Origin of the sequence: Streptomyces violaceorubidus (assembly GCF_000717995.1) — a bacterium.
Classification (GTDB): domain Bacteria; phylum Actinomycetota; class Actinomycetes; order Streptomycetales; family Streptomycetaceae; genus Streptomyces; species Streptomyces violaceorubidus.
Genome location: NZ_JODM01000001.1, coordinates 773,643 through 787,708 on the forward strand (window position 1 = coordinate 773,643; position 14,066 = coordinate 787,708).

Genomic DNA, 14,066 nt, shown 5'->3' on the forward strand with positions numbered 1-14,066 from the left:
CTCTTTCGTCGGCGTAGCGTCGGCCGCACGCGTCCCCCTCATCCCGCGGCCACCGCCCCACCCGCGGCGCGGACGGCCCACCAGAACACCCACCAGGACCGGCGAACCACGTGAGCTCCTCTTCCTCCACCGGACACCCGTCGCACCCCCAGGCGCGACGGGGGAGCCGTGGCGCTTACCGACTGGTGCGTACCCCGCCGGCACGCGTGGACCCCCCTCGTCTGGACGCCACCCAGCGCGCGGTGGTTGACCACCGGGCCGGACCGCTGCTCGTCCTGGCGGGTCCGGGCACCGGCAAGACCACCACACTGGTCGAGTCGGTGGCGGACCGGATCGCCAAGGGCGGCGACCCCGAGCGCATTCTGGTGCTCACCTTCAGCCGCAAGGCGGCCGTCGAACTGCGCGACCGGATGGCGCTGCGCATCGGCGCCGCGCGTGCCCCCCGGGCGACGACCTTTCACTCCTTCGGTTACGCCCTCGTCCGCGCCCACCAGGACAGCGACCTGTTCGTGGAGCCCCTGCGGCTGCTGTCCGGCCCCGAGCAGGACGTGACGGTGCGCGAACTGCTCGCCGGCCAGGTGGATCTCGAACGGCTCGGGCTCGCCCACGTGCGCTGGCCCGACGAGCTGCGGGCCTGCCTGACCACACGCGGCTTCGCCGACGAGGTCCGCGCGGTGCTCGCCCGCAGCCGCGAACTGGGACTCGGCCCGGACGCGCTCGGGGCCTTCGCCCGGCGCATCGGCCGCCCCGACTGGCGTGCCGCCGCCCTCTTCCTCGCCGAGTACCTCGACGTGCTCGACCTCCAGGGCGTGCTCGACTACGCCGAACTGGTCCACCGCGCGGTGCTCCTCGCCCGCCGCCCGGAGGTCGCCGCCCACCTGACCGCCCAGTACGACGCGGTGTACGTGGACGAGTACCAGGACACCGACCCGGCCCAGGTACGGCTGCTGCACGCCCTGGCGGACGGCGGGCGCACCCTCGTCGCCTTCGGCGACCCGGACCAGTCGATCTACGCGTTCCGGGGCGCGGACGTGAACGGCATCCTGGGCTTCCCGACCGCCTTCCCGCGCGCGGACGGCCGTCCGGCGCCGGTCGAGGTGCTGCGGACCTCGCGCCGGTCCGGGGCCGATCTGCTGGCCGCCACCCGGCTGCTGACCCGGCGCATGCCGCTGACCCGCCTTCCCGCCGACAAGGTCCGTGCCCACCGCGAGCTGACCCCGGCGCGGGACGGCGGGCGGGTCGAGGTGTACACGTACCCGACCTCCGGCACCGAACTGGACAACATCGCCGACATCCTGCGCCGGGCGCACCTGGAGGACGGCGTCCCGTGGTCCGAGATGGCCGTTCTGGTGCGCGCCGGCTCGCGCACCATCCCCACGCTCCGCCGCGTGCTCACCGCGGCCGGCGTTCCCCTGGACATCGACGGCGACGACCTCCCCCTGCGCCACGAGCCCGCGGTGGAGACGGCATACGAGATAGCGTAGCGTCTCGTGGGCTCGGAGATGTGTATAAGAGACAGGCCCGACCCCGACCCCGACCCCGAGCCCGACCCCGAGCCCGAGCCTGCCGACGCGAGCGCCGCCGCCGTCGACTCCGAGGCGGACCACGACCCCACGCGCGGTGAAGACGCGCACCGCGCGGGCGATCCGTGCTGGCTCTCCACGGAGACGGCCCTCTCCCTGCTCACCTCGCCCCTAGCCGGGATGGACGCCGCGGACCTGCGCCGGCTCGGCCGCGCCCTGCGCGACGAACAGCGCGCGGCCGGCAACCCCCTGCCGCCGCCCTCGGACGAACTGCTCGCGCGGGCGCTGGCCGAGCCGGAGCGGCTCGCCGTGCACGACCCCGCGTACGCGCGCGGCGCACAGCGGCTCGGCGCGCTGCTGCGCAAGGCACGTGAGCGCCTGGCGGGAGGCGGCAGCGCCGAGGAGGCACTGTGGGACCTGTGGGACGGCACCCCGTGGCCCACCCGTCTGGAGCGCTCCGCCCGGCGCGGCGGCGCGGCCGGACGCAACGCCGACCGCGACCTGGACGCCGTGTGCGCGCTGTTCGCCACGGCCGCCCGCGCGGAGGAGCGCACCGGTGGCCGGGGCGCCCTGAACTTCCTCGAGGAGATCGACGCCGAGGACATCGCGGCCGACACCCTCGCACGGCGTGCCGTACGCCCCGACGCCGTTCGCCTGATGACCGCCCACCGCTCCAAGGGGCTGGAGTGGCGGCTGGTGGTCGTCGCCGGAGTCCAGGAGGGGCTGTGGCCTGACCTGCGTCGCCGCGGCTCCCTCCTGGAGGCCGACCGGATCGGCCGCGACGGACTCGCCGAGCCCCTCAGCCCCGGAGCGCTGCTCGCCGAAGAGCGCCGCCTGTTCTACGTGGCCGCCACGCGCGCGCGTGAGCGACTCGTCGTGACCGCGGTGAAGGCACCGGCCGACGACGGGGACCAGCCCTCCCGCTTCCTGACCGAACTCGGCGTCGAACCCGCCGACGTCACGGGTCGTCCGCGCCGCCCCCTGGCCGTAGCCGCGCTCGTGGCCGAACTGCGGGCCACCACCGTCGACCCCCGCGTCTCCGCGTCCCTCAGAGAGGCCGCCGCGCGCCGTCTGGCCCGCCTCGCCGCGCTGACCGACGAGGAGGGCCGCCCCCTGGTGCCCTCCGCCCATCCCTACCGCTGGTGGGGCATGTGGGACCCGACCGAGAGCAAGGTGCCCCTGCGCGACCGCGACCAGCCCGTCACCCTCTCCGGAAGCGCCCTGGACCAACTGGCCAACACCTGCGCCCTGCAGTGGTTCCTGGGCCGTGAGGTGAAGGCCGACGCGCCCGCGACCACCGCCCAGGGCTTCGGCAACGTGGTGCACGTACTCGCCGACGAGGTGGCCTCCGGGCACACCCCGGCCGACCTCGCCGTTCTCATGGAGCGCCTGGACTCCGTGTGGAACGCGCTCGCCTTCGACGCGCCCTGGAAGTCGGCCCAGGAGAAGGCCAACGCGCGCGTGGCGCTCGAACGCTTCCTGAAGTGGCACGTCATGGACCGCGCCGGGCGCACCCCGGTGGCCAGCGAGCACGACTTCGACGTGACCCTGGAGGCGGGCGACTACGAGGTGCGTATCCGGGGCCAGATGGACCGCGTGGAGACCGACGGCGACGGCCGCGCCTACGTCGTCGACTTCAAGACCGGCAAACAGGCGCCCACGTCCTCGGAGGTGGCCCGCCACCCCCAGCTCGCCGTGTACCAGCTCGCCGTCCGCGAGGGCGCCGTCGACGAGGCCTTCGACGGCGTACGCCCCGAACCGGGCGGCGCCGAACTCGTCCACCTCCGCCAGGGCGCGCCCAAGCGGGACGGCGGCGAGACCCTGCCCAAGGTGCAGACGCAGGAGTCGCAGCAGGGGCCGGAGGGCGAGTGGGTCGGCGACCTGCTGGCCACGGCCGCGGGCAAGGTCCTCGACGAACGGTTCACCCCGACCACGGGCCAGCACTGCACCCACTGCTCCTTCCGTGCCTCCTGCAGCGCACGGCCCGAGGGGCGGCACGTCGTGGAGTGAGCGACGGGACCCGGGGACCGGAGCGGGGGGCCGGCCCCGGCCCGCCGAAGCCGAGCGGCCGGTGTGACACGTCCCACCCCACGGGCTGACCTGGGCTTCCCCCGCCCCGGAGAGGTGTTCCCGCACCCGCTGTCAGTGGGCGCCGCTAGCCTCTTTGACGTGCCCGCCCACATCACCGATCCCGAGCAGCTCAAGGAGCTCCTCGGCATCCCCTTCACCCCGGAGCAGACGGCCTGCATCGTCGCGCCGCCCGCGCCGCAGGTGATCGTGGCCGGAGCCGGGTCGGGCAAGACGACGGTGATGGCGGCCCGCGTGGTGTGGCTGGTCGGCACCGGCCAGGTCGCCCCGGAGCAGGTCCTCGGCCTCACCTTCACCAACAAGGCGGCCGGCGAACTCGCCGAACGCGTCCGCAAGGCCCTGATCAGAGCGGGCGTGACCGACCCGGACGTGATCGACCCGGACCACCCGCCGGGCGAGCCCGCGATCTCGACGTACCACGCCTTCGCGGGCCGCCTCCTGACCGACCACGGCCTGCGCCTCGGGCTGGAACCGACGTCCCGCCTCCTCGCCGACGCCACCCGCTACCAGCTCGCCGCGCGGGTCCTGCGCGAGGCACCCGGGCCCTATCCGGCGCTCACCCGGTCCTTCGCCGACCTGGTCAGCGATCTCCTCGCCCTCGACGCCGAGCTCGCCGAGCACCTGGTACGCCCCGAGGACCTGCGCACCTGGGACGCCGCTCTCCTGGACACCCTGGAGGGCGTCCGGCTCAGCAACGCCGATCTGCGCAAGGTCCCCGAGGCCGCCGCCGCCCGCCGTGAACTGGCCGAGCTGGTGATCCGCTACCGGGCCGCCAAGCGCGAGCGGGACCTGCTCGACTTCGGCGACCAGATCGCCCTGTCCGCGCGGCTCGCCGGACTCCCCGAGGTGGGCCGAGTGCTGCGCGACGAGTACCGCGTCGTGCTGCTCGACGAGTACCAGGACACCTCCGTGGCCCAGCGCATCCTCCTGGCGGGCCTGTTCGGCGGCGGGACCGGCCACCCCGTGACCGCCGTGGGCGACCCCTGCCAGGCGATCTACGGCTGGCGCGGCGCCTCCGTCGCCAACCTCGACGACTTCCCCGAACACTTCGCCCACGCGGACGGACGGCCCGCGGCGCGTCAGGCGCTCAGCGAGAACCGCCGCAGCGGCGGCCGTCTCCTCGACCTCGCCAACGGCCTCGCCGAGCCCCTGCGCGCCATGCACGCGGGCGTGGAGGCCCTGCGGCCCGCCCCGGGCGCCGAACGCGACGGCACGGTCCGCTGCGCCCTGCTGCGCACCCACGCCGAGGAGATCGACTGGATCGCCGACTCCGTCGCCCACCTCGTGCGCACCGGCAAGGCACCCGGCGAGATCGCCGTCCTGTGCCGCACGGCGACCGACTTCGCCGAGATCCAGGGCGCGCTGGTGGCCCGCGACGTCCCCGTCGAGGTCGTCGGCCTCTCCGGGCTGCTGCACCTGCCCGAGGTGGCCGACCTGGTCGCCGTCTGCGAGGTGCTCCAGGACCCGGGCGCCAACGCCTCCCTGGTGCGCCTGCTCTCCGGCCCCCGCTGGCGCATCGGCCCGCGCGACCTGGCCCTCCTGGGCCGCCGCGCCCGGCTGCTGGTCAGCCACGCGCGCGTGGAGGCCGACGACGATCCCGACCGGAGGCTCGCCGAGGCAGTCGAGGGCGTCGACCCCTCCGAGGTGATATCGCTGGCGGACGCCCTGGACACCTTCCTGGAGACGCCGCTGGACGGCACCGGGGACGACGACGGACTGCCCTTCTCGGCGGACGCGCGCGTGCGGTTCGCCCGGCTGGCCACCGAGCTGCGCGATCTGCGCCGGGCCCTGTCCGACCCGCTCATGGACGTCCTGCACCGCGTCCTCGCCGTCACCGGCCTTGAGGTCGAACTGTCGGCGTCCCCGCACGCCCTGGCAGCCCGTCGCCGCGAGACCCTGTCCAACTTCCTCGACGTCGCCGCGTCCTTCGCCGCGGGCGACGGCGAGGCGACCCTGCTCGCCTTCCTCGGCTTCCTGCGCACCGCGGCGCAGTACGAGAAGGGCCTGGACAACGCGCTGCCCGGCGGCGAGAACACCGTCAAGGTGCTCACCGCGCACAAGTCCAAAGGCCTCGAGTGGGACGTCGTCGCCGTACCCGGTCTCGTCACCGGCACCTTTCCCAGCGGCCAGGGCCGCGAGAAGTGGACCGCCCAGGGCAAGGTGCTGCCGCACGGCCTGCGCGGCGACGCCGAGACCCTGCCCGACGTCGGGTCCTGGGACGCCCGCGGCCTGAAGGCCTTCCACGAGGCCATGAAGGACCACCAGCACACCGAGGAGCTCCGCCTCGGCTACGTCACCTTCACCCGCCCCCGCTCCCTGCTCCTCGGCTCCGGACACTGGTGGGGACCCAGCCAGAAGAAGCCCCGCGGACCGTCCGACTTCCTCACGGCCCTCTACGAGCACTGCGTCGCCGGACACGGCGAGATCGAGGCCTGGGCGGACGAACCCGCCGAGGACGAGGAGAACCCGGCCCTGCACCGGGCGACCGCGGACGAGGTCTGGCCCCTGCCCCTGGACGACGAGGCACTCGCCCGACGCCGGGCAGCCGCCGAGACGGTCCTCGCCCACCTGGACGGCCTCGCCGCCGGAGAGGACGGCCTCCCCTCCGACCCCGGCACCTACGACGACCCGGACTGGCCGCCCCCGGCGGACGACGAGGCACCCCCGGAGGACACGGATCCCGATTGGGCCGGGGACCCCGCCGACTGGGACACCTGGACCACTGACCGGCCCGGCGCTCCGCAGGACACCACGGACCGCCCCACCACCCCGCGGCAGACGCCCACGGTCCCGCACCAGGCGACGCCCCGCGAACAGCCACCGGGCCGAGCACCCGCATCCGCACCCGTCTCCGCTCGCCTCACGCCGGAGGAGGCCCGCACCGTCGCCTCCTGGGACCGCGACCTGGACGCGCTCACTGGCGAGCTCCTGCGCGCCCGCGAGAGCGTCACCGACGTGCACCTGCCGGCGTCCCTGACCGCCTCCCAGCTGCTGAGCCTGGCCGCCGACCCGGACGGCTTCGCCCAGGAGCTGGCCCGCCCCATGCCCCGCCCGCCGCAGCCCGCCGCCCGCCGCGGCACCCGGTTCCACGCTTGGGTCGAGGCCCGGTTCGAACACCTGACGCTGCCGCTGCTGGAACCGGAGGAGCTGCCCGGCGGCGACGCCGAGATCGCCGACGAACAGGATCTGGAGTTCCTGAAGGACGCCTTCGAGCGCACCGAGTACGCCCGCCGCACGCCCTTCCGCGTCGAGGCGCCCTTCCAGCTCTCCCTCGCCGGACGCGTCGTACGCGGTCGCATCGACGCCGTCTACAAGGAGGGCGAGGGCGACACCGCTACGTACGAGATCGTCGACTGGAAGACGAACCGCGCCGCCACCGCCGACCCGCTCCAGCTCGCGCTCTACCGGATCGCCTGGGCCGAGCAGCAGCACGTGCCGCCCGCGTCGGTGACGGCAGCCTTCCTGTACGTGCGCACCGGCGAAGTCGTACGGCCCCAGGGGCTGCCGGACCGCGCGGCGCTGGAGAAGCTGCTGCTGGCCGAGCCGGTCGGTGACGAACCGCACGATCGGGGTGTCCGCGCGGGCCGATAGGCTCGTAGGCATGAGCCACCCCGTTGACAATGCTGTCAGCGCTGTCCGCACGTACATCGAACAGCACCGCGCCGCCTTCCTCGACGACCTCGTCGACTGGCTGCGCATCCCGTCCGTGTCGGCCCAGCCCGACCACGCGACCGATGTGCGCCGCAGCGCCGACTGGCTCGCCGCCAAACTGAAGGAGACCGGCTTCCCGACCGCCGAGGTCTGGCCCACCCCCGGTGCCCCCGCGGTCTTCGCCGAGTGGCCCTCCGGGGATCCGCAGGCGCCGACGGTCCTCGTCTACGGCCACCACGACGTACAGCCCGCCGCCCGCGAGGACGGCTGGAACAGCGACCCCTTCGACCCCGTCGTCCGCGAGAACCGCCTCTACGCGCGCGGGGCGGCCGACGACAAGGGGCAGGTGTTCTTCCACACACTCGGTGTCCGCGCCCACCTCGCCGCCACCGGCCGCACCGCCCCCGCGGTGAACCTCAAGCTGCTGGTCGAGGGCGAGGAGGAGTCCGGCTCCCCACACTTCCGCGCCCTCGTCGAGGAGCGCGCCGAGCGGCTCACCGCCGACGCGGTGGTCGTCTCCGACACCGGCATGTGGTCCGCGGACACCCCCACCGTCTGCACCGGCATGCGGGGCCTCGCCGAGTGCGAGATCCGTCTGCACGGGCCCGACCAGGACATCCACTCGGGCTCCTTCGGCGGCGCGGTCCCCAACCCGGCCACCGCCGTCGCCCGCCTTGTGGCCGCCCTGCACGACGAACACGCGCGCGTGGCGATCCCCGGCTTCTACGACGGAGTGCGAGAGCTCACCGACCGCGAACGCGAGCTCTTCGCCGAGCTGCCCTTCGACGAGCGGCAGTGGCTGCGCACGGCCAAGTCGTACGCCGCCCACGGCGAAGAGGGACACACCACCCTGGAGCGCATCTGGGCCCGCCCCACCGCCGAGGTCAACGGCATCGGCGGCGGCTACCAGGGCCCGGGCAGCAAGACGATCATCCCCTCGTCCGCCATGGTGAAGCTCTCCTTCCGTCTCGTCGCCGGCCAGGAGCCCGACGACGTGGAGAAGGCAGTCCGCGCCTGGGCCGCCGACCAGGTCCCGCCGGGCATCCGCTGCGAGATCACCTTCGGCTCCGCCACCCGCCCGTGCCTGACGCCGCTGGACCACCCGGCCCTCAGGTCCGTGGTCCGCGCGATGGGCAGCGCCTTCGGCAAACCGGTCCGCTTCACGCGCGAGGGCGGCTCAGGACCGGCCGCCGACCTCCAGGAGGTCCTCGGAGCGCCGGTGCTCTTCCTCGGCATCTCCGTACCGTCCGACGGCTGGCACGCCCCCGACGAGAAGGTGGAACTGGATCTCCTCCTCAAGGGCGTCGAAACCTCCGCCCACCTCTGGGGCGACCTGGCGGAGCACTGGCGTCACGCCCCCTGAGCGCCGCGCACGTCCGGGACCCGCCCGGCGTCGCGCGCGGCACACTGGAAAGGCCGCCCGACACCGCCCGCCACCGCCGAGCCCTCCCGGACCCGGTCACCGCCCGCCGTACGAACCGCTGAACCCGCCTGCCGAACCGAACCGCTCACCGGGGGAGTTGGAAGCACCCGTGACCACCTGGACCGACCACACCGCCGACCGTCCCATCTCGTTCACCGCTCCCAGCGGCATCGACCGCGCCGCCCACCACCGCCTCGACGAGGCCTGGCTCGCGGCGGCGTGGAGCCACCCCTCGACGCGCTGCTTCGTGGTCTCCGGCGGCCAGGTCCTGATCGACGAGACGCCCGACGGCGCCACCGAACTCGTCATGACCCCCTCCTTCGAGGCCCCGCTCACCGAGGCGCACCGCTACTTCCTGGGCACCGACGAGGAGGGGACCAGCTACTTCGCCCTTCAGAAGGATTCCCTGCCCGGCCGCATCGACCAGTCCGCCCGCCCCGCGGGCCTGCGCGAGGCGGGCCTGCTCCTGTCGCCCCGGGACGCCGGACTGATGGCCCATGCCGTCGCCCTGGAGAACTGGCAGCGCCTGCACCGGTTCTGCTCCCGCTGCGGCGAGCGCACCGTCATCGTCGCAGCCGGCCACATCCGCCGGTGCCCCGCCTGCGGTGCCGAGCACTACCCGCGCACCGACCCGGCGGTGATCATGGCGGTCACGGACGGGGAGGACCGCATCCTGCTCGGCCGCCAGGTGCACTGGCCCGAGGGCCGCTTCTCGACCCTGGCCGGCTTCGTGGAGCCCGGGGAGTCCATCGAGCAGTCGGTGCGCCGAGAGGTCCAGGAGGAGGTCGGCGTCACCGTCGGGCCGGTCGAGTACGTCGCGAGCCAGCCGTGGCCCTTCCCGTCCAGCCTGATGCTCGGCTTCATGGCCCACGCCACCTCGACCGAGATCAACGTCGACGGCGACGAGATCCACGAGGCCCGCTGGTTCTCCCGGGAGGAACTGGGCGCCGCCTTCGAGTCCGGCGAGGTGCTGCCGCCCTACGGCATCTCGATCGCGGCCCGCCTCATCGAGCTCTGGTACGGCAGGCCCCTGCCGACGCGCAGCGCCTTCTGATCCCGAGGCCACAAGAGGGGCGGCCCCTCCCGTTGCGGGAGAGACCGCCCCTCTACGACTTCTTCCAACTTCTTCTACGACCGACTGCGTATCGGCCCGTCGGCTACGCGCCGATCTTCTGCTTCACCTGCGCCAGCGACGGGTTCGTCAGCGTCGAGCCGTCGGGGAAGAGCACGGTGGGCACGGTCTATAGACTTCCCTCTCAGTGAGGGTGGCCAGTCACGGCTGCCCCATGTCCGGGAGGGGAGACCCGTGGACGAGAAGCCCAGGGCTCTTGGCGTGATCCGTCTGTCTGTCGGCAACGAGAACCAGACGGGGGAGGAAACGCAGCGCACCCGCATCAGCAAGCGGGTGGACGCGGAGGAGATGGATCTCGTCGACTTCGCCGTCGATATCGACGTGTCGGCGTCCATCTCGCCGTGGATGCGCCCCTCCCTGGGGGACTGGCTCAACAACAAGCGGGACCAGTTCGACCACATCGTCATCCTGAAGATCGACCGCATCGCCCGGTCGGTCCGTCACCTCTCGGACGTCATCGAGTGGTGCGAGGCGAATGGCAAGGGGCTCATCTCCTGTGAAGAGGGGTTCGACCTTTCCAAGCCCTGGGGCAAGACGATCGCCAAGATCCTGGCCGTGGTCGCAGAGGCCGAGTTGGACGCCATCAAGGCCCGCAACAAGGCTTCCCGGGAGACCATGCGGCGCACTGGGCGCTGGCCTGGCGGTCTCGTTCCGTTCGGCCGTAGAGCGGTCAAGGGAGACGACGGCTTCACTCTGGAACTTGACCCGGAATACGGCCCCGTCCTAGTCGAGATGATCCGCCGCTTCATCAAGAAGCCGAGCTTCTCGGCGGTGGCCGACTGGCTCAACGACAAGGGCGTGCCCACGGCCCAGGACATCGCTCGCATCCGTGCAGCGACAGGGGAAAGCACGACTCGCCTTGCGGCCCCGAAGCCACGTGGCAGCCGGTGGACGGCGACCACGGTCCAAGCTGTACTCACCAGCCGGTCTCTCCTGGGGGAGTACATCCGCGCCAACGGCACGGTGGTACGCAACGACGACGGCACGCCCGTCATGCGGTCGGAGCCTGTGCTGAACGAGGAGGAGTGGGCGTCCCTGTCGGAGGCTGTCACCTCGGTCAAGTACAAGAAGCAGAAGGGCTCGACTTCCCCGACGGTCGGCATCTCGTTCTGCATGCCGTGCGGTAGCCCGATCTACTACGTCAAGGGCGACCCGGCCAGGGGCAAGCGCGACCGGTACCGCTGTCACGGCAACAAGAGCAAAGGCATCAAGGCGTGTTCGAAGCAGACCTTCTTGGCTGACGACTTGTACCCGTGGCTGGAGTCGACGCTCCTCGGGGAGATCGGACACCTGGAGCGGATGGAGTCCAGCACGACCATCGACGACAGCCGCGCGGCGAAGCTGGCCGTCATCGACGGCAAGATGAACCAGCTCCTCAAGGAGCTACGAGAGGGCGAGATCAGCGCGGTCGTGTACTCCTCGCGTGTCGCCGAGCTTGCGCAGGATCGGGAGAAGGTCACCAGTCAGGATGGGCCGAAACCGGTCACGGTGTGGACCGGTACCGGGGAGAACTACGCCGAGTGGTGGCAGCGATCCAGCGTGGACGAACGGCGCGAGTTCCTGAAGAAGCATGAGGTGAAGGCGCACTTCAGGACTGACGTACTGGCCATCGACCCGGGGGACTTGATCGACAACCTTCGGATGCAGGGCACACGTCGGGTTGATGTTCACACCGCGCCGTCCCAGATCGTGGAGCCGCTCGAAGCGATCGTTCTACCTGGAGGAAAACCCGTGACGAAGCTGCCGATGCTGACCGGCGCGAAGTCCGAGATCGTCAGTAGTTGGAAGGACTTCGAGGAACGCCGCCGGGTAGCCGCAGAAGGGTGCTGAACGGTCTTACAGCCCCCGGTCCGGGTTTTCCTGGGTCGGGGTTTCTCGTGCCGCGAGGACCCCATAGCAAGTCGTTGACCTGGGCGGCTGTACCATGCCTGGCAGGTCGCCGCCGTCACTCCCGATCGCACGAGACCGAGTCCGGGCGCAAGCCTGGGCGACCACCTGTGAAGCGCCGTGCTCACCGCACGACCATCCCCGCGAAGAAAGGGAGGCACATGTCCCGCCGTCCGGCGGGGGTCACTGGCGCACCCGTGTGCGCTGCACAGGAAGGAGCCACAGTCAGTGGCTATCAGCTTCGGTCACGACCGCCCGTGGGGCGGCGTCTCCCAGCACGAGTACCGCCGCATGGCACAGCACCCCGGGCATCTCCTTGCCTACCGCGTGCACTTCGCGGCCATCGGTTGGGCGGACAGGCAGGGGCACGCAGCCTTTGAGCCGGGCCGTCTCGCGACACTGCTTGGCAAGAACGGTAAGCGGCTCTCCGACCAGAGCACGCGCAACGCGATAGGACGGGCCAAGGATCTGCACCTTGTTTCGCCCCGCTCCGGGGCGGCATGCCTGGTGCTTCCGCCTCACCTGTTCCAGAAGGCCAAGGGCGCTCCCGTTCCATGCCGCGTTCACCAGGACCGCACGCCCTGCGTGTAGGCGGAGCACGTCTGACGTATGCCGCTACCTGCGCTGAGCTGCGGAAACGTTCGCGTCCTCTCTTCTCTATTTGGGGTAGGTCCAGTGCGGCCCCCTCCGGGGCCGACAGAGTGAAGACACTTCGACCAACGGCAAGGGCATACCGGGGCGCGGCAGCGCCCCCACCTGCGTAAGTCGCAGCGGCGGAAGAGTCACCAGGGAGGGGCGGCTACGCCGCCACGGAGCAAAGGCCTTCAACGGTGCGGCCCCGCAGGGGCCGAAATCTGGAAGACCAGGAAGCTACACAGTGGGGACGCTGGCGCGCCCTCATAGGGCGAAGCCGCAAGGGGTAAGGCGCTTCCCGTTGGGGGCCGCTACGCGGCCACAGAGCGAAGACGCTTACGCCAAGCCTCGAAAGGCTCCACTCTTGTGCAGGCTTCCGCCGCCGGCTGGAGCCTCACCATTGCTCTGGCCTGCGGCTTTCCTCTTGCGCCACTCCTCGTCGTCGCCCTGGCGCCCCCTGGAACCGTGGCGGAATCTGAGCTGCTAAGACATGGAGGTCGAAGCCTGCCCCCTTCGGGGGTCATACCCCCACCTCTGCGTCGTCGCTCGTGTCCTTGCCGACGGGCACTGCACTGCCGGGCAGTGCCCACAGGGCGACAGATCAGGGTGTCGCGTAAACGGTCGGTTGCGCGACAGTGCGCCACGCGTCGACCCGTGTCCGATTCGCCCATGCCTTGCTGTCGCGTAACCCGTCGCAAAAGATCACGCCCCGTCTAGCTTTCGCGACACCTATGTGCGACAGTCCTCGGCATGATCATGAACACCCCGGCCGATCAGGTCGAGCGCCACGACTGCCCCAAGTGCCAGGCTCCCGCAGGAAGTCCCTGCCGTACCGGCGCGGGCAAGGTGGCAGCCAGCTACCACACACGGCGCTTCGCCCTCGTGCCCGCCTTGAAGGCGGAACTCACCGTGAAGACCCCGGTTGACCGCAACCCCCGCAAACGATGGACGCAAGGGGCACCCATTCCCCAGGTTCCCGACGCCGTACCGGGCGCAGCGATCCGGCTCGGCTACGCCCGCACCTCGACTGCCAGTCAGGAACTCCAGTCCCAGTTGGATGCCCTTGCCAGGGCGCAGTGCACCCGCGTGTTCTCGGAGAAGATCAGTAGCCGGGTGAAGGAACGGCCGGAACTGGAGAAGGCCCTCACCCTGGCGCGGGAGATCAAGCAAGCCGCCCCCGGCCAACAGGTCATCCTGACCGTGCTGGAGATGAAGCGCCTTGCCCGCAGTGCGGCCGAGTTGATGACCCTGTCGTCCACCCTCCAGGCGGACGGCATCCAACTGGAACTCCTCTCCGGTCCCCTCCAGGGCGTGTACGACCCGAACGGGGCGGGAGCCATCGTGTTCGCCGTTCTCGCCGTCAGTGCGGAGGTCGAGCGGGAGGGCATCCGGGAGAAGACGATGGAAGGGCTCGAAGCTGCCGCCCGCAAGGGCAACGTGGGCGGACGCCCGTCCGTCATGGACGATGACAAGCTGGCCGTGGCCCGTGCCCGGCACGCCAGGGGCGAGAGCGTCACAGCCATCGCCAAGGGCCTGGGAGTCCACAGGGCCACCTTGTACCGGCACCTGGGAGAGAGCGCCTGAGACAGGCGCACAGCCGTTCTGGTGAGCCCCTGGCGTACGCGTCGGGGGCACCGTCATGTCCGGCATGGGTGAGCCCCTGCCAGCCACGGGGGCGACTGACAGGGGCACTTGTCCCTCACCGCGCGCCGGGTGGTTGCACGGCACC

At 71.7% G+C, this 14,066-nt stretch carries 6 protein-coding genes and 2 pseudogenes; 7 read left to right on the forward strand and 1 reads right to left on the reverse strand.

Going from position 1 to position 14,066, the window contains the following annotated elements:
• Positions 1-110 precede the first annotated feature (110 nt).
• The 4 genes and pseudogenes from IE94_RS35180 to nudC all read left to right on the forward strand — a co-directional run bounded on the left by IE94_RS35180 (position 111) and on the right by nudC (position 9,739).
• Positions 111-3,533, forward strand: a pseudogene (locus IE94_RS35180) (ATP-dependent helicase).
• A 159-nt stretch (positions 3,534-3,692) separates the two neighbouring features.
• Positions 3,693-7,202 carry an ATP-dependent helicase gene (locus IE94_RS0103595; protein WP_030145891.1) on the forward strand — a complete coding sequence of 1,170 codons (3,510 nt, stop codon included), beginning with the start codon at positions 3,693-3,695 and terminating at the stop codon, positions 7,200-7,202.
• A 10-nt stretch (positions 7,203-7,212) separates the two neighbouring features.
• The gene (locus IE94_RS0103600; protein WP_030145892.1) at positions 7,213-8,625 is read left to right on the forward strand and encodes a dipeptidase; all 1,413 of its coding nucleotides are present in this window, start codon (positions 7,213-7,215) and stop codon (positions 8,623-8,625) included.
• A 169-nt stretch (positions 8,626-8,794) separates the two neighbouring features.
• Positions 8,795-9,739: an NAD(+) diphosphatase gene (nudC, locus tag IE94_RS0103605; protein ID WP_030145893.1), complete on the forward strand. Its 945-nt coding sequence runs from the start codon at positions 8,795-8,797 to the stop codon at positions 9,737-9,739.
• Between the two features lie 103 nt (positions 9,740-9,842).
• On the opposite strand, the pseudogene IE94_RS35185 reads toward nudC, so the two are convergent.
• Positions 9,843-9,926 (reverse strand): annotated as a pseudogene (locus IE94_RS35185) (NrdH-redoxin); the annotation flags it as partial.
• Positions 9,927-9,991: 65 nt separating this feature from the next.
• On the opposite strand from IE94_RS35185, the gene IE94_RS0103615 reads away from it, so the two are divergent.
• The 3 genes from IE94_RS0103615 to IE94_RS0103625 all read left to right on the forward strand — a co-directional run bounded on the left by IE94_RS0103615 (position 9,992) and on the right by IE94_RS0103625 (position 13,921).
• On the forward strand, positions 9,992-11,647 hold the full coding sequence (locus IE94_RS0103615; RefSeq protein WP_030145894.1) for a recombinase family protein: 1,656 nt from the start codon (positions 9,992-9,994) through the stop codon (positions 11,645-11,647).
• A gap of 285 nt (positions 11,648-11,932) precedes the next feature.
• Positions 11,933-12,295, forward strand: coding sequence for a hypothetical protein (locus IE94_RS40840; protein WP_245235162.1), 363 nt, complete (start codon positions 11,933-11,935; stop codon positions 12,293-12,295).
• 792 nt (positions 12,296-13,087) lie between these two features.
• A complete protein-coding gene (locus IE94_RS0103625; protein ID WP_078606385.1) occupies positions 13,088-13,921 on the forward strand; it encodes a recombinase family protein in 834 nt (277 codons plus the stop codon).
• Positions 13,922-14,066: the final 145 nt, after the last annotated feature.